We start from the raw sequence: 22,027 nt of genomic DNA on the forward strand, positions 1-22,027 counted from the left end.
TATGTCCATCACCCTGACCTACGCCGGCACCACCGTGCCGCTGCCCGCCGACCTGCGCTGGGTGAACGAACTGGAGTGGCAGCCCGTCGCCCAGACCGCAGAGCGCTCCATCACCGGGGCGCTGGTGCTCGACTTCCTGCAGCTCAGCGGCGGTCGGCCCATCACCCTGCAGGGTGGCGATGACCACGCCTGGGACTCGCGCGCGGCCATGTTGCTGCTGCAGGCCTGGGCATCCATCGCCGGCGCCGCCTTCACGCTGAATTTGCGCGGCGAAACCTTCCAGGTGGTCTTCGCCCGCGAAGAAGCCGCCCTGGCCGGCGTGCTGGTGGTCGATTACTGCGACCCGACCGACGAACACCCCTATTGCAGCCTGGCGCTGCGTTTTTTGGAGATCTGACCCATGCCCATCCGATCCGGCGACATCAAGCTGCTGGCCTCCCAGGTGATGGACGACGTGCCCGAAGGCGGCGGCGCGCCCACTGCCAATGTGATCCCTGACGGTGTCAGCAACGCGCTCTTCCCCGACATCTCGGAAAGCGCCCGCGCTGGTGGCCGTCTCTACATCCGCCAGGTCAGCGCCGCGGTGCAGACCAACGACCGCGATGTCTACATGGACGCCAACCTGATCGTGGCCGAGCCGCCGAACGATCCCAACATCTCGATCACGCTCATGAAGGCACCCGGTGTCTTCGCCCGCCGCACCGAGGTGGCCAACGCCATCGAGAGTTACCTGGTGCAGGGCAGCGTGTGGGGCGGCTACCTGCTGGAAAACCACGTGGCCGGCCAGCGCACGATCCAGCTGCTGCAGCGCCCAGGCAGTCCGCAGCCGCCCATTGGCCGCACGCTGGCGTTGGTGCAGTCCGAGGGCCTGCCTGGCGAGCAGATCCAGTTCGTGCGCTCCACGCGGGTGGAGAGCGAGCGGCGCACGTTCACCGAAATCGTGCAGGGCATCCCGACAGACTTCGCGGCTGACGTCGTAACGGTGCAGATTTCGGACAAGCTGCGCACCGCTTTCGCCGGATCGCCACCGAGCCGGCTGTTTGCCAGTGCAGCCAACAAGACAATCGTGCGCGACACCACGGTGGCCGACGCAGGCAACTACTACGGCGTCGTGCCCCTGCAGATCGCGGCGGATATCGGTGATGCCCAGCTCAAGGCGACCAGCGTCTACACCCAGCTGGTGCCCAACGCCCGCACCGAGGCCATCGCGCTCGACCAGCGGCCTGCCGCCGTGCGCGAGCTGCTGCTGGCCACCGCGCCGCGCCGGGTGTCGGTGGCCTCGTCGCCGCACACCATGCGCATCAAGATCGGCCAGGAAAACCGGGGCTTCGGCGTCGTGCAGATCCTGAAGCCCTTACCAGCGCCGGGAACGGTCGCGGTGTCGTACCGGGCTCTCGGCAGCTGGTACTCCGTAGTCGATGACGGCCAGGGTGGATTGACCGGCTCAGGCGTGGGCACGGTGAACTACGCCACCGGCTCAATCGCATGCACATTCCCGGTGCTGCCAGACGTCGGCTCCAGCGTGATCTTCGGGTGGGGCGAGAGCAGCGCTTTCGTCAGCCGCAGCGGCCAGGCGGGTTTCCGCGCGCCAGAGTTTGGGATCAAGCTGGAGCATGACGGCGTGCAGCCCGGCACCCTGGTGCTGCAATACACCTCGGCCGGCGTGCTCAAGACTGTCACCGACACCGCAGGCGCCCTGGCCGGCAACGGCACCGGCGAGATCAACTACGCCGCCGGCATGCTGCTGCTGCGCCCATCTGCCATGCCAGACCCGGGCACCGAGTTCTCCATCTCGTACAAATACGGCACCCTGGTCACCAAGCCGGTCACCGTGGTGCCCGACGCCGGCGGCTTTGCCACCATCGCGCTCGACGACGTGCCTGCGGCCGGAAGTGTGGCCGTGCGCTGGACCACGGTGCGCAATGTGTCCAACAGCTCGGGCGCCACGTCGGGCGGCAACACCAGCAAGACCGGTAACTCGACCACCACCACCGTCTTGACGCCGCCGGGTGCCACCGGCCCCGTGGTCACGCCCGTCAGCATGACCCGGGTGCCCATCAGTGCCGGGGCCGGCACGTCGGGCAATGAAGCCTATATGGCCGGCATGTTCCCCGGCGGCACCCGTCTGCTCACGGGCGAGACGCAGTACATGGGCGTGTTCCCCACGGCCGGAGCTACCGGCTACTACTACGACGTGCCCGACGTGACGGGCGTGCAGTGGTCGGAGCAAGAGCGCGCCAGCACCAAAAACATTGGCGGCACCGAATACCGCGCCTGGGGCATCTCGCAGCCCGTGTCGGTCTCTGGAGGATAACCATGGCCACTATCGCAAGCACCACACCTGTCACCACCACCATCACCAAGAGCGCGGGCTCCACCAGCACCCACTCGACGGTTACATACAACACCAGCAAGACGCAAGACACGGTGGTCCACACCGTCAACGACGACGGCACCGGCACCTTCGGCGCGCTGGGCACCATCAATTACGCGGGCAAATCCCTCAACGTTCGGCTGCTGGACCTGAGCAGCAGCACCAGCGGCTACAAGAGCGACCACGAGGATGCGGCCACCTTCGAGGATCTGGTCAACGGATCGGGCGGCGGCGGCTCAACCGGCAGCAAGGGCGGCGAATATGTAGACGCGGCGGTCAGCGAGCAGCTGCTGGCGGCCTCAACCGTAACGGTCAGCTATGCCAAGGATTTCGCGTCGCCGCAGGCGGGGCAGATGTCCTTCGTGCCCGGCCCGATCACCATCGACCTTGTGCCCTACAGCACCGATTACATCGTGCCGGGCAGCGTGCGGTTTACGTGGATGGGCCACGTGTACGAGGACTACGACGGCGTGATCGTGCGCGACCGTAGCAACGCATCGCCCGGCTTCGTGGCCGGGCAGCTCGACTATTCGGCCGGCGTCGCGCGGGTCTTCGATTACGTGGTGGGCGGCCCAGCCACGGCCTTCACCCTGGACAGCTGCTGGACGGTGCGGCAGAACTGGACCACCGCGTCCATCTTCTTCCGCACGCAGGCGGCGCCGCTGAAGCCCACCGGCGTCACCATCAGCCTGACCGACACCCATGGCAACGCGATCACCGCCATCGGCGATGTCAACGGCAATATCGACGGCCTGCACCTGCGCGGCAAGCTGGACTACGAGAGCGGCGTGGGCGAGCTGCAGTTCGGCGACTTCGTGTTTGACATCGACCTGACCCCGGCCCAGAAGCTGGAGTGGTGGTACAGCGCGGACGACGTGGGCGCGGTGCAGGCCGGCAAGATCTGGCGCCCCTGGCCGGTGGACCCCACCACGCTGCGCTACAACAGCGTCGCCTACTTCTACCTGCCGCTCGACGCGGAGCTGCTGGGCGTAGATCCTGTGCGCCTGCCACCCGATGGCCGGGTCACCATCTTCCAGCCCGGCTTCCGGGCCGTGGTGGGGCATACCGGCAGCACCGCGCCGGCCGCACTGTCTGCAGGCCAGACGATCAACGTCGGCCGGGTCCGGCTGTCGCGCGCAAGGGTGATCGGCGCCGACGGCCGCACCATCAACACCGGCTACACCGTGGACCTCGAGGCCGGCAAGGTCGCCGTGACAGACGTCACCGGCTGGGCGCAGCCGGTGCATATCGAACACCGGGTCGAGGACATGGTGGTGGTCTCCGACGTCGGCATCGACGGCACGCTCCGCTTCAACCGCCAGCTGACCCACGCCTACCCGGTGCCAGGCAGCTACGTGAGCAGCGCGCTCATGGCGGGCGATCTGCGGGCGCGGGTGAGCAAGCTGTTCGACCAGGCGAGCTGGAACGGGGCCACCTGGAGCGACGCGGTCGGCGGCGATACGGCAACTGCCACCTACAACGACGCCGCCTATCCCATCGAGGTCACCAACGCCGGCGCGATGACCGAGCGGTGGGGCCTGCGCTTCACGAGCAGCACCGCCTTCGTGGTGGTGGGTGAGCACGTGGGGCAGATCGCTGCCGGCTCCATCGTCGATGACTGCTCGCCGGTCAATCCCATCACCGGAGAGCCGTATTTCACGGTACGGGCGCTGGGCTGGGGCACGGGCTGGGCAGCAGGCAACGCACTGCGCATCAACACCATCGGCGCCATCTTCACGGTGGATGTGATCCGCACCGTCCAGGCCGGCCCCGAGGCTGGCCTCAATTACCGCTTCTCGCTGCTCACCCGCGGCGACGTTGATCGTCCCTAAAGGAGCCACACATGGCAGATACCACGGTCCAGTACTTCAACAGCGGGACGCCCGGCGCGCCGCAGATCACCAATGCCTGGGGCTCGCTGACGGACATGCTCGACGCGTGCCTGGTCACCGGCTTTGCGCTCAAGGCGCTGACCTCGATCACCTCGGCCAACGGCATCGCCACGGCCACACTCACCAACGGCAACCCGTACACCGTGGGCCAGGTGGCGCAGGTGGATGGAGCCGACCAGCCGGCCTACAACGGCCGGGCGCGGGTGCTATCGGTGACCGCCAACACGTTCACCTACGCCGTGACCGGCGCGCCCGCGTCTCCCGCCACTAGCAGCACCACCCTGCAGGCCCGCATCGCGCCGCTCGGCTGGGAAAAAGCATTCAGCGGCCTCAACAAGCGGGCCTACCGAAGCAAGTCCGTCCTGTCGCCGCGCAACATCCTGCTGATCGACGACGCCATTAAGGGCAACGACTACAACAACGACACCTGGGCCAGGTGGGCTGCGGTGGGCATCGCCCAGGACATGACGGACATCGACACCATCGTCGGAGCGGAGGCGCCCTTCGATCCGAACAACCCTCGCCAAAACTGGCAGCAAGTCACCGCTGGGCAATGGGGCTGGCACAAGTGGTTCCACGGGCGCCAGATCGGTTATGAGACCTACGGCGATGGGGGCGCGGGCAGTCGCAACTGGGTGCTGGTGGGCGATGATCGACTTTTCTACCTACTCCTGAGCTGGACCGGGAATTACAGCCAAAGCGGCCGCGCAACATACTGCTTTGGCGACATCGAGAGCTTTAAGCCGGGTGACCAGTTCGGGACTGTCCTTTCGGCCTCCGAGTCACTTTTATCCAACAGCGACTACTTTTCCTACGTAACGCAGTACGGGGGGATCGGGAAATCCCTCCAGCAAAATGGCAATGTGCTGTTGCGGTCGCATACGCAGATCGGGAATCCGGTCCGCTTCGGCGTCGCTTCGCTCAACACCAACAATGCGCAGCAGACATCCGGCCGCGGGTCTGTTCCGTTTCCAAACGGCCCCGACTATGGCCTGTGGCTGTTGCCGTCTTACATCCAGCAGCAAGACGGGCATATGCGCGGGACGATGCCCGGCCTTTTCTGGATGCCACAGACCCTGCCGTACAGCGACCAGACCATTGTCGATAACGTGACGGGCCAGCCCGGCAAGCGCTTCCTCTTGCCACGGATCGCCAACGATAGCGATGCCGAGGGCGCGCAGATCGCCTTCGACATCTCCGGCCCGTGGAGGTGATCAGTGGCAGACGACTCGTCTACGCCGGTGGCCACTGTCGTGGTGCCGTTGAGGCATTTGCACAGCCCATGCTCGTCCGTTTGGGACACGCAGCCGCTGTACGGCGCCGCTGCGCCCGCACTGGACGCCTTGCGCGTCGATGTGTATTTCGGTGGCAAAGGCTTCATCGCCGGCACCGTGATGCGCAAGGGCGACCCCTCCAATCTGCCGCTCGAGCGCCAGGTACTGCTGTACAGCGAGGGCACACGGCTGCTGGTCGGCAGCACCTGGTCGGACAAGGCAGGCGACTATGCGTTCAGGCAGGTCAACCTGAATGATCGGTACACCGTGATCGCCTACGACCACCGGCACGCCTACCGCGCCGTCATCGCGGACAACCTTGCAGCGGAGCGGATGCCATGACGCTTGCCATCCCCTCTACCCACAACGATGCGCGCCTGGCGGCGACGCTGGCCTACGCGGATGCCGGCCCAGCGGCAGGGCGCGCGCGGATCGCCTTCTACGACACCGTGCAGCCGCCGCTCGGCGCTGCACCAGGCGGCGCGCCCCTGGTCGAGATCGTGCTGGCCAGGCCCTGCGCCCGGATCGTCGCGCACGTGCTGGTGCTGCAGCAGCAGTCGGCCACCGGCGACCAGATAGCGGTGAGTGGCGAGGTCACCTGGGGCCGTTGGCTCAGTGCCGACGGGACCTTGGTCGCCGACGGCCGCGTCACCGACGACGCAGGCGATGGCGATTTCCGCATCGCGGGCACCGCAGGCACCGCCCTCTACGCCGGCGGCCGCTTGGTGCTGGGCGACTCGACGATCAGCTAGTCACAGGAGATACCGATGGTCATCCGCATCACACACAAAAAGATTTCCGAGGTCGAGGACAGCCCAGACCCGACCAAAGTCAACGCCAGCGACTGGAACGAAACACATCTGGTCGAGGGCCTGGTACCCGAGGCGCCAGACGACGCGGGCTACCTGCGCAAGGCGGGCGCTTGGGTTGCCCCGCAGAAAGCCGATGTCGGCCTTGGCAATGCGGACAACACCCGGGACGTGGACAAGCCGGTGAGCACTGCGGCAGCAGCCGCGCTCGCCAGCAAAGAGCCGTCAATCGCTTCGGGCACCAGCGCGCAGTACCTGCGGGGCGACAAGACATGGCAGACGCTCGACAGGGCTGCGGTGGGTCTCGGCAATGTGGACAACAGTGCCGACACCAACAAACCGGTGAGCGGGCCGCAGCAGCAGGCCCTGGACACCAAGGCCAATGACACCGCTGTGGTCAAGCTCACAGGAGACCAGGACATCCAGGGCCAAAAAAGCTTCAAGGGTCGCCTGGTGGTGGCGTCTGCTGCCAATTCGGCATTGCGTCTGGACTCCACGGTGACGGAAGGCGGTATTCCCCAATCCTTTTCGGTCAACGTAACGGACAGCAGTGCGGTCAACCGCATATCGGCGCAGTCGATTCGCTTCGTCTACAACCGTCAAGGGACTGCCCAGGTTTCAGCTTTCGACAGCCTCTTCGTTACTACGCCGCAGATCTTCTCAGATGCTCCCTATCAGCTACGCGGCTTCACGTTTGAAGGCCCAGTCATGTCTGCGGGAAAAACTCTCGCCGGCTATACCGCGCTGAAGATTCAGGCGCCTTCTGGCTCAGGGACGGTTGGGGCAAAAGTCGCCATCGAAGTCGATTACGGCGCGGGTCCTGTACTGATTGGGGCAGCCGCAGGCCGCGGCGATTTGCTGCGCGTAGCCGGGTCATCAACCCTCTCTGGCCCTGTTTCCCTCGGCCAGTACACGCTGAATACGCTGCCTTCTGCAGCAGCGTTTGCAGACGCCTACATCACCGTGACCAACGCCGCAGGCGGGAGCAAGTTGTGCCGCTCAGACGCGACCAACTGGCTGATCGTCAACACCTCCACCGCCGTTTCATGAGACCTGCCATGCCTACCATCACCGAAGCCATCCGCCCTTACGAAACCCTGATCCGCCACAACCCCGATGGCACGATAGGCTCTCACCACATCACGATCAGCGAGGTGCTGCGCGATGGCAATGTGATCGCCGCGACCGCCAATCCGCCGACGGCGATAGCTGGCGCCGATCTCGATGCGGTGCTGGGCCAGGCCACCGTTGCGGCGCTGGTCCAGGTCGATAGCCTCAAATCTGTTCTTGCAACACAGACCAACGCCCATGCGGCGTTGATGCAGCAGCACGAGGATCTGCGCGTGCAGGCGCAGGCCGTTGCAGCCGACAATGCCGAGCTGCGGCACCAGGCCGCACTGGCGCTGCAGACTCAGGATCTGCAGGCACAACTTGCCGCCACTTCGGCGGAGCGTTCGGCCCTTTCGCTGCAGGTTCAGGAGTTGCAGGCACAGCTTGCCCAGCGGGACGCGGCCTGACGTGCTGCCGCATGGCGCCTGACCACCACACTGCATGTCTGCGTTCCACCGACTGGCGTTCGACGCCGCGGCATTCAATGCAAAGGACCGCGCGCATGCGTTCGACGCTGGCGCGTTCGACCACGACGCGCTTGACGCAACACCACCGGCGCAGTCGGCCGACCTGGTGTTCACCCATCCAGCGGTACCGGCAGGGCCAGTGCACTTGGTCTTCGGCGACGACAGCATCGCGCAACCCCTGCCGGCGATCATGTCGGTGGTCGGCCTTCTGCCGGCGCTGCGCGGGGCAGCTCCAATCGTGCGGCAGCAGCGCATCGCCGTCGCCAGCAGCTTGCCCCCGTTGCGGGGCAGCGTCGCTGCACGGTATCTCAGCGATACGGCACGCCCCGCCACCAATCAGATTGTTGGCGGCTGGAGCGGTGCCGATGGCGCCGCGGCAAGCCAGGGCTTCCTGTGGCAGGGCGCCGTTGCCTCGCCAGCGGCGCTGTCCGCCGACTGGCAACAGGCGTTCGCGCTCGAACAGTTCACGCAGCAGCGCTGGCAGGACGCTGAGCGGCAACCCCGCTCCCAGTCCGACAACTGGCAGGACGCCACGCCACTGCGCATGCAGGCTGTGTCGGGCTGGCAGGACGCACTGCGCGACCGGCGCCTGGGGCAGGCGCTGGCCTGGCAGCAAGGGGTGCCTGCACGAGCCGGCACCGTCCTGTTCGACCAGGACGCGCTCCGTGACCGCCGACAGAGCCTTGGTGTCCACTGGCGCGATGCACTGCAGCTCTCCACGGTTGCCGGTAGCGGCGCGAGCGCCGGCATGCCACTGCGGGTGCTCCTGTCCACCGTGTGGCAGTACGCAATGCAGCCCGTCATCGGCAAAACGATCCCGGGGCCGATCCATCCGGTTGAGCCGCCTTGCTATGTGCCGCCCCCTGGACGGGCAGTCAATCTGGTCTTCAGCGCCGCTTGGGACGGCAGCACGGGCCTCGTATTTTTCTGTGAGCGGCATGGCGGCGGGCCCGACCCCGAGCCGCCGCGCTATGTCATTCCCTTACTGGAGGTTTACATGAGCGTCCACGCCATCGAGTGCGTGCTGTTGCCAAGCCTGGAGCCGGTCACGCTGCTAGATACCACCATCAGCGCCGACGACGATGGGTACGCCTGGAGCATGTCGGCCACCGGGCCCCAGCACCTGATGGAGCAACTTGCGCCGTCGGGCGGCGCGCCGGCCCAGGTGCGGATCACGGTGGACGGCACCGCCTGGGTGTTTGTGATCGAGTCCATCGCCCGCACGCGCAGCGCTACGGGCATCCGCACGCAGGTGTCGGGCCGCAGCGCCACGTCTCTGCTGGGCGACCCGTACATGCCTGCGCAGACATGGCTGAGCACAGCCGGCCGAAATGTCCAGCAGCTGGCGCTGGAGGCGCTGGAGTTCACAGGCGTGGCGGTGGGCTGGCAGTCGGTTGACTGGCAAGTGCCGGCGGGTGCCTGGAGCCACCAGGGCACGCCACTGTCGGCGGTGCTGCGCATCGCCGAGGCCGGTGGCGCTGTGGTGCGCAGCCACCGCACCGATGCGCAGTTGGTGGTGGCGCCGCGCTACCCGCTCATGCCGTGGGAGTGGAGCGCTGCCACGCCGGATGTGCAGATCCCGCTGGCCGTGGTGACCACCGACAGCTACCAGCCGGCCTACAAGCCCGCGTGGAATGCCGTCTACGTTGGCGGGCAGGGCCAGGGCGTGCTGGGCCACGTCAAGCGCGCCGGCACCGCAGGCGACTTGCTGGCGGCCCAGGTGACCGATGCGCTGATTACCCACGCAGACGCGGCGCGGCAACGGGGCAGGGCGGTGCTGGGCGCTGGTGGTGCGCAGGTGCCCCAGCAGATCACGCTGCCGGTGCTGACGGGCGGCACGCTGCCCGGTGTGCTGCAGCAGGGCCAACTGCTGGAGGTGCTGGAGCCCGGGCTTGCGTGGCGCGGCATGGTGCGCGGCATCAGCCTGCGCGTGGCGCTGAGCAGCAGCGGCAAAGGCAGAGGTATCGACATCCGGCAGACGGCCACCGTGGAGCGTCATCTATGAGCGCAACCTTGTTTCGGCGGCTGGTCGAGCTGCTGCCCTCAGACCCGCAGCTTTTCGCAACCGTGGAGGCGGTGCACAGCGATGGCACGGCCACGGTGGTGTTGCCGGGCGGTGGCCGCCTGCGCGTGCGCAACCCGCTGGAGCTGACCGCTGCGGCCACCGTCTATGTGCAGGGTGGCGCCATCACCGGCGACGCGCCCAACCTGCCGCTGGTCGAGATCGAAATCTAGCCAGCCCCGCTCCCCATTCACCACCCGCCTTGCGCAAGCACGGCGGGTTTTTTGTTGCCTGCTACCTGGAGATGCCATGACCCCAACCCCTACCCGCCAGCTGCAGACCGATCTGGCGCAGCTTGGCCTTTACACCGGCATCGTCGATGGCGACTGGGGCAACCAGAGCGCCACCGCGTGGGCTGCCGCCATGCAGTTGGCCGCCCGTGCCTCGGGAGCGGCGGCGCCAGCGCTTGGCGCGGACCCGGCCGCCAGCCTGGCATGGGGCGCCCGGGTATCGCAGACCTTCCGAGATCGCATCGTGTGGGCGGCCGACGCGCTCAAGATGCCGCCGGCCGGCGCGTCATGGCTGATGGCCTGCATCGCCTGGGAGAGTGGCGAAACGTTTTCTGCATCGGTCACCAACATGGCCGGCAGCGGGGCCACGGGCCTGATTCAGTTCATGCCGGCAACGGCGGTGCAGCTGGGCACCTCGACCTCGGCGCTGGGCAGCATGACGCCAGAGGACCAGATCAACTGGGTATACCGCTACTTCCGCCCCTTGGCTGGCCGGCTGCAGAACCTGGGCGACGTGTACATGGCCATCCTGTGGCCCGCCGGCATCGGCAAGCCCGACAGCTACGTGCTGTGGGATGCGGCAAGCCGCCCCACCACCTACCGCCAAAACGCAGGGCTGGACACCAATGGCGACCGCACCATCACGCGCGCCGAGGCGCTGGCCAAGGTGCAGGCAAAGCTCAACCTGGGCTTGCTGCCCATCAACGCTGCGCCGCTGGGCGCGAAAGGGGCCTGATATGGCTGCATTCGATTGGAAAAAGCTGGTCAACGGCCTGGCGCCCACCCTGGGCACTGCGCTGCTCGGCCCGCTGGGCGGCATGGCGTTTAAAACCATCGCGGCGGCCGTCACAGGCAACGCCGACGCATCCGAAGACCAGGTTGCCGAAGCCCTGGCCAACGGATCGCTCAACGGCGACCAGATCGTCGCCCTGCGCGCCGCCAACCAGCAATTCGAGTTGGACATGCAGCGCCTGCAGATCGACTTGGCACAACTCAACGCTCAGACCGAACTGGCCTACGTGGCCGACACCAGCAACGCCCGCGCGGTGTTCGGCGGCAACGAAAACGTATTCGTGATGGGGGTTTGCATCCTGGTCAGCTTTGCGGTGCTGATGGCTGCCGTCCTGCTCGGTTGCTTCCTGCTGATGACGGGGTATTTCAAAGTGGACCCCAACGTCGCCGCCATCTGCTCCGGCCTGATCGGCACCGTGGTCGGCTATGTGGCCTCCAACGCGCAACAGGTGGTCAGCTACTTCTACGGCAACAACAAGGGAAGCAAGGATAACGGCGCGGCGATTGCGACAGCGCTGACGGACACGATCAAGCAGGCGGGGGCGCGGTAGCCGCCGCGGCGAAATTAAGAAGCAAGGCGACCGGCATGGTGTGTCACCACCATGCCGGTCACCGGTCACACAGAACAAGCCTGTGAGCCCAGCCAAGGCCCTGCCCACCTGTACAGGCGGGGCGATTGTAAACACCGGTTACACCCGGCTATCTGGAACCTCTCATGGCAATGCCCATCATCCCGTGGCTTGGCGGCAAGCGCCGTCTGGCCGACATCATCATTCCGCGCTTCCCAGCGCATACCTGCTACGTCGAGGTCTTCGCTGGCGGCGCCGCCCTGTACCTCATGCGGCCGCCGGCAGAGGTCGAGGTCATCAACGACGTGAACGGCGAGCTGGTGAACCTCTACCGCGTGGTGCAGCGGCATCTGGAGGAATTCGTGCGCCAGTTCAAATGGGCGCTGAGCAGCCGCCAGGTCTTTAAGTGGGCGCAGGAGACGCGGCCCGAGACGCTCACCGACATCGAGCGTGCCGCACGCTTTTATTATCTGCAGCATCAGGCGTTCGGCGGCAAGGTCAAGGGCCAGACCTGGGGCACCGCCACCACGACGCCGGCGCCGACCGTCAACCTGCTGCGGCTTGAGGAACAGCTGAGCGCCGCCCACATGCGCCTCCACGGCGCCTACATCGAGCAGCTGGACTGGGCCGAGTGCATCCGCCGCTACGACCGGCCGCACACGCTGTTCTATCTCGACCCGCCGTACTGGCAGACCGAGGGCTATGGCGTGCCGTTCGCTTGGGATCAGTATGTGGCCATGGCGCAGCTGATGCGCCGCATGAAGGGCAAGGCGATACTGAGCATCAACGACCATCCCGAGATCCGAGAGTGCTTCGCTGGGCTGCACTTCGAGGTGGCGCCAGTAGAGTACACCGTGGGGGGTGGCGCTGGTGTTGAACGGAACGAGCTGCTGATTTCGAGTTGGGATGTTGCTGCCGAGCCGGTTGGCTTGTTCTGATTCCTTGCTCTAATTCATGAAATTTAAATAAGAATTTAATTCTAGTGAGGAAATTTATGAACAATGCATTGGTTTTATTGCGAGGGTTATTAGTTATTGCGGCGGTATCAATAATATTTTCTTCTGTAATATGGGTTATGCCAGAGCCCACCACTCTAGGCACGACCGATAAAATATCGGTTCTTTCGATGGTAGGTACTTGGTTCGCTGGAGTGGGTGCAATTTACGCTGCCTGGACCGCATTGCGCATTGCGAAAGATCAAACGAAAAGTGCAAAAGTTCTAGTTGATCGTCAAATACATGCTGTGAGAATATCCGATGCAATCAAAGGGGCTCACCACTCTATTGCAGTAGTCAATGATATTAGGGGAAGAATTACTTTCATTGAGCAATGTTTTATAAGGGGCGATCGATCAATCATCGTATTTATTACCGCTGTAGAAGGACTGTTACGCAGATATGAGTCGCTGTACGACCGGGATTTATATAGAAGCATGCCAGGCCCGATAGTAGACCAGATAACTGGTCTCTCAGGCCGTACGTTTGGCTTGGAAGCGGTGATGGTCTCCTTGAAAGCGGGAATTGTGGCGCCGGAAATGGGGTTGCAGCCCCTCAGATTCATACCGGAAGAAATGACCCAAGCACTAAATAAACTTGAAAAGGCTACTGATTGTTTAATGGATGCATTGCAGGAAGAGGCGCAAAAATTGTATGAGATCCACATGAGTCATAAAAATTGGGATGGTGATTAATCCGGAATTTTCAATGGCCCTATTGGTTTTATAGAATTAGCGAATTGATTAAAAGCAGAAGCCTTGATTAAAAAGGCGCATTTGACCGGGTTACCGAGACCGGGCCCGGCCCGGCATACACTAGCGCCAGCGTCTCCTTCACCCGCACCTGCCACAGCGCGCCGCTCTCCCGCACGACATAGGCATCCGGCGCCAGCGGCAGGATATTGGTGGTGCTCCACGCGAAACGGTGATGGCGCTGCATCGACGTGGGCGGCTCTGGCGTCTGCAGCAGGGTAGGGTGGTTGTCTTGCATGGCCGCCTCAGAAAAGGTCGATCTGGCCGGGTGATTGCGCTGGTGGTGGCGCCTCGCGCGCGGCCTTGATTCGAGCCGCCGCGGCCAACTCATCCCGGCGCCGCACGATGGTGGCGCTGAACCACGCTTTGTGCGCTGTCCCAGTCGTCAGCGCCCCCAGGCCTTCGGATTGCAGCTGCGCGGCTGCACCGGCCCACTTGCGCAGCAGTTCGCGGCCTGCCGGCTCCAGCTCTTCCAGCGGCATCTCCCTCGACTCTTGCGCCGCCCGCAGCGCGGCCAGCACTTGGCGCGGGCCGCCGAGTAGCAGCTCGAATGCACGACGGTATTGGTGGAGGGCGGCCGCCACCTCGCCTGCTTCGCGCTGCCCTTTGGGGTCATACCCCTGCAGGCGCACCTCGACGCACTCGCGCGCCAGCTGGTCCTCGGCATCTTCGGCCTGGTCGATCTGGTCGACCGGCCGGCCGTTTCGTTCTTGCATCGCAGCACCGATGCGATGCAGCGTTTCGTCCATGCTCAGACGCATCGTCATGGCCGCTGCCCATAGGTGTTACCCGTGCGCACGTTCGCGCTCCAGCCGTTGCCGCCGCACATCCTCCTTGCGGCCCACGGACATCACCAATGCACGCAAATCGTCTTCGGTGATGCTCACCGCCCACATTTGGGTCGTGATCGAGCGAGGGCTGCCGATGCGAATGTCCTGACCCCTGATCAACATGCCTCCCTCAATTCGCACGACCCTCGCGAAGCTCAAGGTTGCGCGTTCCCGTTTTTTGGTGTCGGGGTCCACCAGGATCGCATGTTCTTCCGGTTGGCCCCACGGGCGCGGTCGATTGAACGCCAGCCATCCATGTATCGGCGGGCGCGCCAACACCTCGTCAACTGGCCGTCGAGCGCCGTTCGTTCGGAGAGGGTAGATGTAGCAAAGCACTGTAAAAGCATACAGTTCTTGCGGCACAATAGCGCCCGGTTTGGGTCGGCTTTACGTGCCTAGGCCGCCGCATGCAAGCGGGGCATCAGGTCGGCTGACAGGCGGCAAGCGCTTCAAGCTTTTGCGACAACTTCTCGAGCCAGGCTCGGCGCTCTTTGTCGTACGTATATGCGTTGTATGTGGCCACGATCTCGGGCGGCAGGTGGCCGATGATCGCCTCGGCAATCTCGTCGCTGCAACCGATGGAGGCCAACAGCGTGCGCGCCGTGCGCCGCAGCTGGTGCGGCGTCCAATGCGTCACAGGCAACACCAGGCCATCGCCTGTGCGCTGCGTCGCTTTGCTCGAATAAGGCTGCAAGCCGTAGATGTACGTCGAAAAATCGTGCTGGGTGTACTGCTCGCCGCGCGCATCCTCGAACAGCCAGCCCGAATCGCCGATGGTGTCTAGCCGGCGGCGCACGATATCTAGCGCCCTGCCGATCAACGGGACGCGCAGGTCTGTGGCATCGTCGGCCCGGGCATTTTTCGTCAGCGCCTTGGGAACTGTCCACCACCATCCATCCGCTTCCTTGGTGACGTGCGCCGCACGCATAGCCAGAATCTCGCTGCCGCGCGTGCAAGTCCACAGATACATTTCGGTGGTGTCGCGCCCCAGGCTGTGCATGTTGGGTAGCCAGGCCAGCAGGGTGGCGACCTCGGCCTGTTGCAGCACGCGGCGCTGCCGGCCCTGGTGCTCGCCACCGATGATTTTTCCCTTGCTTTTCAGTTTGCCCTTGAGCACTTCGCGCCACCAGTTGCGGGTGTCTTCTGGCAGCGTTGCCGCATCGATAGCCTCAGACCACGCGGCGCCCAGCAAGGAGCGTAGCTTTGCGGCTGCGGTCGGCGTAGCTTTGCGGCTATCCAGTGCGGCGTGTGCATCGGCACGGGCGAGTGCGGCGGCCGGGCTTTTGGCGAGATCCGGCTCTTCATCCAGCAGCCGCTCCAAACTCCGCCGGGCGGCCAGCAGTCCCGCAGGATTGCGGTTGGCACTCAACTCGCCCTTGATGTAGTCCTCGACCACCCGGCGCACGGTCGGCAGTGCGGTAGCCGGACTATGGACGGCCTTGCGGGCGGCACGCTTGGCCTCGTTGGGGTCCACGCCGGCGGCGCGCTGGTCGCGCAGCGCTTGCCACCGGACCGCTGCCGCCTGTATCGGCATAGCGGGCCAGGGGCCCAAGGCCGTCTGTTTCATGCGCCCCGTCTCAACTGCTTTGTAGCGGTAGATCCAGGTTTTCCCGGTGGCCGAAGCCACGAGCCGCAGTCCTGGGCATCCATCCACCAGTAAGTGGCCCCCGGGTGGGAGCAAGCGGGCCGCGCGCGCGTCGAAGTGCATGGAACCTATACTCTCAACCGTGTCGTGGGGCCTGTGCCGGCCAATGCAACAGCGTGAGATTGAGGCGTGATTTCAAACCTACGCCAAAACCTACGCTATAGGCGTAAGTTTATACGGGCGAGGAAAAGCGATTTCAAGCGGTTTATTTCTGCTGCTCCGGTCACTTTCTCTTTGTGATTCAGGCCCTTACGACACTGATTCGTTCAGAATCAACAGGTTAGATGTACGCGGGTGTAGTTCAATGGCAGAACGGCAGCTTCCCAAGCTGCATACGAGGGTTCGATTCCCTTCACCCGCTCCAATTCCGGAGCCTCCCACCGGTTTTGTCTCTGTCGAGGCTGCCCAGCCGACCATCAAGGTGCCATGGGCTACATTTATTTGCCGTACGCCACGGGTTTCAAAGTCATTGGCAAGGTGTATGTAAAAAATACAATCGTAAATGGCTCGCCGTTGTGGGAGCCCGTGCGCTGAAATCGATGACATTGACGGACTTCTTCAGTCCGGTGACGTCGAGTGGAATCCACCGATTACCGGTCCAAAACGATACGTTTTAGCCGGACCACCACTTAGAGCGGCTAACACAACCCTTCTGGCGTCGTTGCCGCACCTTGTCGTACTACTCGTACTGTCTGCGATGCGGCGCCTAGCCAGAACCGCTTCGCTGGGTTGTGTTAGCCGCTCTTAGGCGAAAATGCCTGCCAAAGAAAAGTGTCCGATGACTAAAAAACGCCGTACTTTTTCCGCTGAATTCAAACGCGAGGCTGCAGGTCCACCGATTGCCTGGAGGTCGGCCGCGGTCGTGAAGTCTTCTTGTCAACCGGGCTTGGCTTCTCATCAAGGCCAAGCCGTGGAAACCCGCGGAGACACCGCAGCCGAGGAGAAAAACTACGATCTCTCGTTGCGATACGATCCGGCTCTGGCTTTCAAGCTGGCCCCACATCGGCACCCGTTCGTGGCCTCGTTGCTGCTACGGCATGCAGGCTTGTTGAAAGAACTGAGCCGGGGATTTGGTTCTCCGCTGCACATAGTCTTTCCTCAGATCTTTACCGAGAACGTTCAGCGATTCCGGCGCGTCTTTGCCGAGAACGGGTTGACTGGAACCATCCTCTACGCAAAGAAAGCCAACAAAGCCGATACCTTCGCCCAAGCCTGCGCCCAGCTGGGCATCGGCATAGACGTCGCAAGCATCGGGGAATTCACCAAAGCATTGGCAGCAGGGGTCAGGGGAGAAAGAATCGGGATATCAGGTCCCGAAAAGACGGACGGGTTGTTGAACTTGGCATTGCGACACGGTGGCCTGATTGCCATCGATTCCTTGAGCGAACTGCGGCGGCTCGCAGTTCTGGCGGCAGCCAGCGGCACGACCGCGCGAGTCTTGTTGCGTTTTCGGCCGCCCGGCCAAGCGAGCAGCCGATTCGGGCTGACAGCGACAGAATACAGAGCTGCCTTGGAATGCTGCACATCTCAAAAAGGCTGCATTCGCCTGGAGGGTTTCTCGTTCCATCTCAGCGGCTATTCGATCGAAAAGCGTGCTGAATTCGCCGGCCAACTGATAGAACTGTGCCTGCAAGCACAGGCGCTCGGATTCAAGACATGCGGCCAGATCGACCTCGGCGGTGGCCTCCCTGTTCAGTACGTCGATCCCGAGCAATGGCGCCGATTTCTGCAACAGGATGCCGCTGCGCATTACCATGCGGGCAAGACCTTTTCGGGCTTCTATCCGTACGGTGCGGTCAGACACGGTGCCGACGCTTTGCGCGACTTATTGAATTGTCCCACTGGAGGTGGCACCAGCTTGGCGCAAAAAGCCCGGCGACATGGTGTCGAATTCATTATCGAGCCGGGGCGAGCGCTCCTGGACCAGGCGGGACTGACGCTTTTCAAGGTATTGGGCGTCAAGGACCGTCACGTCGGCGAAGGCTACGGCTACGGCTACGGCTACGGCATCGTCACGGTACAAGGCAGCAGCCTCAGCTTGTCGGAGCAATGGTTCAACAGCGAATATCTGCCCGATCCGCAGCTGCTGGGCGCCGCCGAGAATGAGGGGCAGGTGTTCCTCGCCTGCGTCGGCGGCTCGACCTGCCTGGAGGGCGACATGTTGACATGGCGTAAGATCGGTTTTCCTGCCCCCGTTCAGCCAGGCGATCGGCTTGTTTATTTGAACACGGCGGGCTACCAGATGGATTCAAACGAATCCCCGTTCCACGAGGCCATTCTGCCATCCAAGGTAGTCGTCGAGCTGCATGGGGAGCCATTGGCACCGCATTGGCACCTGGACGGAATATGACCCTCGCTCGATAACGGAACCGGAGGCATGGGCATGGGGCAATCCCCGCAGCGATACGGGCAACCTGGCGAACTCTGGGTGCTTTCTCAAACGGAGCTCGAGAATCTGGGGGTAAGCTATACGCGGGTCCTTGAGGTCGTCGAGAGTGCTTTCTTGGCGTTACGCGACGGCGACTCGAAAAACCCACTGAAGACCATCGTCCAGCCCGGCGACCGGCGTTCCATCGGATACTCGATGGTCGGACGCGACGGAGCCAGCGAAACATTGGGGTTCAAGGTCGTCTACGAGTTCGACCCCCAGCGCAGCCGCGACGCCTACCGCTTCCACTCCTTCATCTTTCTGTGCGACGACGTTACCGGCGAGCCCATTGCGCTGATGGACGTGGTCAAGCTGGGGCCCCTGCGAACCTCGGCGACCTCCGCATTGATGGCCCGTGCGGCTTGTCCGGACGCCCGTACCGCGTTGGTTGTGGGGACGGGCGTGCAAGGCCAGATCGCCTTGCCGATGCTGGTGGCCGCGCTGCCCCGTCTGGAGCGTCTGATGGTCTACGGTCAGTACCAGGACGGACTGCAGGCCGTGCAGACCGCGGTCGCGCGTCTATATCCCGAGCGCGACGTCCAGATCGTGACCGATCTGCAGCGAGCCGCTGGCGAGGCAGATATTGTCATCGGCGCATCGGGCCTGACCGCCAGGCAGCAGGTGCGCCGTGCCTGGCTCAGGCCCGGATCCGTCGCGGTGCTGCTGGGCTACGGCGTCGATGCCGACGTGCTGCACGGAGCGGACTACCGCATCGCCACCGACACCGAACAGATGAAGGTGACATGCGAAGATCTGGCTGCGCCCGATGGCAGCGTCCCGCCCGTCGATGCTGAACTGCCGGACATTCTGATGGGCACGACCGCCGCTCGACGCGATGAGACGGATGTGGTCTTTGCGTACAACAGCGGCATGGTCGTCACCGACGTGGCGCTGGGGCGTTATCTCGCGGATCTGGCACTTGCCAAGAGCCGGGGTGCGAGGGTCAAACTATGGTGAGCACGGCAAAAACACGACCACGACACGGCGATGCACGGGCCATATTGCTGCTGGCGCTGCCTCTGATCCTGACCAATTTCGCGCATGTGGCGGTGACGACCATCGACATCGTGGTGCTGGGCAAGCTCGGTGCGCAGGAGCTGGCCGCTGGCGGTCTGGCCATCGCGCTGTTCAATCAGTTACGCACGATGGGTACCGGTTTGGTGACGGGTGTCAGCAACCTGGTGGCAGAAGCGCATGCCCGGGACGACCAGGCACGTGTGCGCGAACTGCTGGTGGCTGGCTTTTTTTGTGCAACGGTCTCGGCGGTCGTGTTCATCGTGGCGTTGATGCTGTTGGAGCGCCCCCTGATCTGGGTTGGCCAGGAAGCAGAAATAGCGGCCATGACATTCCAGTATCTCCTGCTGGCCGCGCCGGGCTTGCTGCCTTGTCTATGTTTCCAGACTCTTCGGTATTTCACCGTCGGGCTCAAGTACCCCGGCCCCCTACTGGCGATCACCCTGATCTCCATCGTACTGACGGCGGGCCTGAACTACACGGTGGTCTATGGCAAGTTCGGGGTGCCGGCCTTGGGCTTCGCCGGGGTGGCGCTGACGACATCGCTGGTCTTCCTGATGTCGTTCCTCATGTTCCTGGCCGTGGTGGGCAAGAACAACACGCTGGCGCCGTACTGCGCCCCGTCAGGGCTGCGCTGGTCGTCGGACGCGGTGCGCAGCGTCTGGAAACTGGGTTTACCGATCGCCTGCACTTATGCCTCCGAGGCCGGATTCTTCACGGTGTTGACGCTGTTGATCGGCACATTGGGGGTTGAAGCACTGGCCGCGCAGACAGTGCTCAACCAGATCATCTACATCGTCTTCATGATCTCGGCGGGTATTTCGCATGCGGCCTCCATCCATATCAGCGAGGCCTGCGGCATGGCCGATTACGCGCGGGCGCGGCGACTCGGCTTCCTGGCGCTGGGCCTCGGCGTGGCGGCTATGCTGGTCGTGGCGGTTCCCTATGTGCTGGTACCAGACGTGATCGGGGCGTTGTTCATATCCGCGGAGCATCGCGCCAATGCCACCGCGCTGGCACTCGTCGCCTCCGGCCTGCTGATCGCCGTGGTACTGCAGATATTCGACGCCAGCCAGAACATCGGCAATGGCATTTTGCGCGGCACCGGCGATTCGGTGGGGCCTTTTCGTATCTCCCTGGTCGGCTACTGGCTGGTGGGGCTGCCTTTGGCTTACATGCTTGGCATCACCGCGCGCTATGGCATCTATGGCGTCTGGGTCGGCCAGACGATAGGGCTGGCTGCCACGGCTGCACTTTTGGTCGTCTCGTTTCGCCAGCGCGTCTCACGCCTCGCGCGGCAAGCAGACGCGGCTCCACGAGGAGGCGAGGTCGCGCAATAAACAGAAGCCACACACCATGCGCGAGAGCAGATATATCGAATCGATACGACGCCTCTCGCGTACGGAAATAGGCGGTCTGCCGCGCTGCGATCCAGGTACAGATCGTCGCTGCGCGAGGGCGTGATCGTCAAAGCCCGGCGCTAACCGGGCTTTGAAACTTTCGTCAGCGCACCGGTATCGCTGCCGGCGGAAAACGATTTTTTCCTGCAAGCCCTCATGCGCATAAACAATTCGCGCGAGGCATTCTCTTGTACCACGTCGAAAATCCCGACCATGGAAGATCCATCCATGCCTTTTTAGTTTTCGTATGGCCAAGGAGCGAATCATGCAAGCAACCGAGTTTCCTGCCGCTGTCAAAACCCGTATCTCGGACCTGATCGGCGGAGCGCCATTGCTGGATATGCCGGTGGCACCCGGCAGTGGCCGAGTGCTGCTCAAGCTCGAACAGTTCAATCCCACCGGGACGGCCAAAATCCGCATGGCGCGGCAAATGGTAGATGAGGCCGAATCGCAGGGAAAACTCAAGCCGGGGGGCTGGATCGTCGAGTCCACCTCGGGCAACACCGGTCTCGGTTTGGCCCTGATAGCCGCAGAACGGGGATATCGCTTCACTGCTGTGGTGGATCACCACTCGTGCGTGGATAAGCTGCGCGGCATGCAAGCCTATGGTGCCGAACTGGTGCGCGTCGGCAGTCCCGAAGGTGGGCTCGCCACCGCTGATCGGGATGCGACCGCGGAGCGGATTGCAGCAGAGCACGGCGCCTACTGGACACGGCAACATAACAATCCGGATAATGCAAACGGCTACAAAGAATTGGCCCAGGAACTCTACCAGGCACTCGGTGAACAGATTCACTATTTGTTCGGCGCCGTCGGGACCGGAGGATCCTTATGCGGCACAGCGCGTGCGCTCAAGAAATACCTTCCCACGATCAAGACCATCGGAATCGAACCTTCCGGTTCCGTCATATTCGGTGGCGCTGGATTTCCTTACCATCAATCTGGAACAGGAACGCCGGCAGGCGCAGAGATCGGCGTCTTGATCGACTACGCGCTCATCGACGAAGGCCTGAAGGTTACCGACAGCCAAGCCTTCGAAACAGCGCGCTACCTGGCGAGACACCATGCTGTTCTAGTGGGGGGCTCCGCCGGTGGCGTCATCTATCGGGCACTCCATCACGCAAGAAATGCCCCGCCTGAAAGCACCACTGTGGTTCTGGTATGCGATGGAGGAGAGAAATACCTCAACACGGTTTTCAACGACGAATGGATGCAGTCCCATGGGCTCGTCAGTAATGCAGTAGCGGCAGAATTGGAGGAGTTGTTACAGAAAAAAATGCGCTGAATGTGACCGGTGTCGTCGGTTCACACCGAAAGCAGCGCCCAATTCGCTCAGCTGTCGAGTGTCCACCTCACCGGGGTCGGCGTGACGGCCGCGACCCCA

23 protein-coding genes and 1 tRNA gene are annotated in these 22,027 nt (G+C 63.5%); 19 read left to right on the plus strand and 5 right to left on the minus strand.

All coding sequences use genetic code 11. From position 1 onward, the window contains the following. Position 1: 1 nt before the first annotated feature. The 14 genes from DFQ15_RS00770 (at position 2) to DFQ15_RS16895 (ending at position 13,269) form a co-directional block, all read left to right on the plus strand. Positions 2-397, plus strand: coding sequence for a hypothetical protein (locus DFQ15_RS00770; RefSeq protein WP_110464129.1), 396 nt, complete (start codon positions 2-4; stop codon positions 395-397). 3 nt (positions 398-400) lie between these two features. Continuing rightward, the gene (locus DFQ15_RS00775; RefSeq protein ID WP_110464130.1) at positions 401-2,314 is read left to right on the plus strand and encodes a hypothetical protein; all 1,914 of its coding nucleotides are present in this window, start codon (positions 401-403) and stop codon (positions 2,312-2,314) included. A gap of 2 nt (positions 2,315-2,316) precedes the next feature. Beyond that, entirely contained in the window at positions 2,317-4,206 is a 1,890-nt protein-coding gene (locus tag DFQ15_RS00780; protein WP_110464131.1) for a hypothetical protein, read from the plus strand. An 11-nt stretch (positions 4,207-4,217) separates the two neighbouring features. Beyond that, complete coding sequence (locus DFQ15_RS00785) at positions 4,218-5,480, plus strand: hypothetical protein (RefSeq protein ID WP_110464132.1); 1,263 nt, start codon at positions 4,218-4,220, stop codon at positions 5,478-5,480. Between the two features lie 3 nt (positions 5,481-5,483). After that, on the plus strand, positions 5,484-5,882 hold the full coding sequence (locus DFQ15_RS00790) for a hypothetical protein (RefSeq protein ID WP_158528982.1): 399 nt from the start codon (positions 5,484-5,486) through the stop codon (positions 5,880-5,882). After that, entirely contained in the window at positions 5,879-6,292 is a 414-nt protein-coding gene (locus tag DFQ15_RS00795; RefSeq protein ID WP_110464134.1) for a hypothetical protein, read from the plus strand. Before DFQ15_RS00790 ends, DFQ15_RS00795 begins: the two co-directional genes overlap by 4 nt. A gap of 15 nt (positions 6,293-6,307) precedes the next feature. Further along, positions 6,308-7,399 (plus strand): hypothetical protein, encoded by a 1,092-nt coding sequence (locus tag DFQ15_RS00800; protein ID WP_110464135.1) that lies wholly within the window; start codon positions 6,308-6,310, stop codon positions 7,397-7,399. A gap of 8 nt (positions 7,400-7,407) precedes the next feature. Further along, positions 7,408-7,866: a hypothetical protein gene (locus tag DFQ15_RS00805; protein ID WP_110464136.1), complete on the plus strand. Its 459-nt coding sequence runs from the start codon at positions 7,408-7,410 to the stop codon at positions 7,864-7,866. 34 nt (positions 7,867-7,900) lie between these two features. Continuing rightward, positions 7,901-9,931: a hypothetical protein gene (locus DFQ15_RS00810; protein ID WP_110464137.1), complete on the plus strand. Its 2,031-nt coding sequence runs from the start codon at positions 7,901-7,903 to the stop codon at positions 9,929-9,931. Beyond that, entirely contained in the window at positions 9,928-10,161 is a 234-nt protein-coding gene (locus DFQ15_RS00815; protein WP_110464138.1) for a hypothetical protein, read from the plus strand. The genes DFQ15_RS00810 and DFQ15_RS00815 overlap by 4 nt, the downstream gene beginning before the upstream one ends. 76 nt (positions 10,162-10,237) lie before the next feature. Next, positions 10,238-10,954, plus strand: a complete 717-nt coding sequence (locus DFQ15_RS00820; protein WP_199399788.1) for a transglycosylase SLT domain-containing protein — start codon at positions 10,238-10,240, stop codon at positions 10,952-10,954. 1 nt (position 10,955) lies between these two features. Beyond that, positions 10,956-11,561 (plus strand): hypothetical protein, encoded by a 606-nt coding sequence (locus DFQ15_RS00825; RefSeq protein WP_110464139.1) that lies wholly within the window; start codon positions 10,956-10,958, stop codon positions 11,559-11,561. 164 nt (positions 11,562-11,725) lie between these two features. Next, positions 11,726-12,517, plus strand: coding sequence for a DNA adenine methylase (locus DFQ15_RS00830; protein ID WP_110464140.1), 792 nt, complete (start codon positions 11,726-11,728; stop codon positions 12,515-12,517). Between the two features lie 56 nt (positions 12,518-12,573). Then, positions 12,574-13,269 (plus strand): hypothetical protein, encoded by a 696-nt coding sequence (locus tag DFQ15_RS16895; RefSeq protein ID WP_146228614.1) that lies wholly within the window; start codon positions 12,574-12,576, stop codon positions 13,267-13,269. A gap of 67 nt (positions 13,270-13,336) precedes the next feature. On the opposite strand, the gene DFQ15_RS00835 is transcribed toward DFQ15_RS16895, so the two are convergent. The 4 genes from DFQ15_RS00835 to DFQ15_RS00840 form a co-directional block, all read right to left on the minus strand. After that, positions 13,337-13,564 (minus strand): hypothetical protein, encoded by a 228-nt coding sequence (locus DFQ15_RS00835; protein ID WP_110464141.1) that lies wholly within the window; start codon positions 13,562-13,564, stop codon positions 13,337-13,339. A 7-nt stretch (positions 13,565-13,571) separates the two neighbouring features. Then, complete coding sequence (locus DFQ15_RS17335; protein WP_158528983.1) at positions 13,572-14,093, minus strand: hypothetical protein; 522 nt, start codon at positions 14,091-14,093, stop codon at positions 13,572-13,574. 18 nt (positions 14,094-14,111) lie between these two features. Next, positions 14,112-14,351, minus strand: coding sequence for a hypothetical protein (locus tag DFQ15_RS17340; protein WP_158528984.1), 240 nt, complete (start codon positions 14,349-14,351; stop codon positions 14,112-14,114). A 226-nt stretch (positions 14,352-14,577) separates the two neighbouring features. Then, entirely contained in the window at positions 14,578-15,864 is a 1,287-nt protein-coding gene (locus DFQ15_RS00840; RefSeq protein WP_110464142.1) for a tyrosine-type recombinase/integrase, read from the minus strand. Between the two features lie 227 nt (positions 15,865-16,091). Here DFQ15_RS00840 and DFQ15_RS00845 point away from each other — a divergent pair. The 4 genes from DFQ15_RS00845 to DFQ15_RS00860 all read left to right on the plus strand — a co-directional run bounded on the left by DFQ15_RS00845 (position 16,092) and on the right by DFQ15_RS00860 (position 20,583). Further along, a tRNA-Gly gene (locus tag DFQ15_RS00845) sits at positions 16,092-16,165 on the plus strand. A gap of 390 nt (positions 16,166-16,555) precedes the next feature. Continuing rightward, on the plus strand, positions 16,556-18,151 hold the full coding sequence (locus DFQ15_RS00850; RefSeq protein WP_233504204.1) for an alanine racemase: 1,596 nt from the start codon (positions 16,556-16,558) through the stop codon (positions 18,149-18,151). A gap of 33 nt (positions 18,152-18,184) precedes the next feature. Then, positions 18,185-19,186: an ornithine cyclodeaminase gene (locus tag DFQ15_RS00855; protein WP_110464255.1), complete on the plus strand. Its 1,002-nt coding sequence runs from the start codon at positions 18,185-18,187 to the stop codon at positions 19,184-19,186. 44 nt (positions 19,187-19,230) lie between these two features. Further along, positions 19,231-20,583, plus strand: coding sequence for an MATE family efflux transporter (locus DFQ15_RS00860; RefSeq protein ID WP_233504205.1), 1,353 nt, complete (start codon positions 19,231-19,233; stop codon positions 20,581-20,583). A gap of 140 nt (positions 20,584-20,723) precedes the next feature. On the opposite strand, the gene DFQ15_RS17345 is transcribed toward DFQ15_RS00860, so the two are convergent. Further along, positions 20,724-20,873 (minus strand): hypothetical protein, encoded by a 150-nt coding sequence (locus tag DFQ15_RS17345; RefSeq protein ID WP_158528985.1) that lies wholly within the window; start codon positions 20,871-20,873, stop codon positions 20,724-20,726. Between the two features lie 35 nt (positions 20,874-20,908). Between DFQ15_RS17345 and DFQ15_RS00865 the strand changes: the two genes are divergently transcribed. Next, positions 20,909-21,928, plus strand: a complete 1,020-nt coding sequence (locus DFQ15_RS00865; RefSeq protein WP_110464256.1) for a PLP-dependent cysteine synthase family protein — start codon at positions 20,909-20,911, stop codon at positions 21,926-21,928. The last annotated feature ends 99 nt before the right edge of the window (positions 21,929-22,027 follow it).

Source organism: Xylophilus ampelinus (genome assembly GCF_003217575.1).
GTDB lineage: Bacteria > Pseudomonadota > Gammaproteobacteria > Burkholderiales > Burkholderiaceae_C > Xylophilus > Xylophilus ampelinus.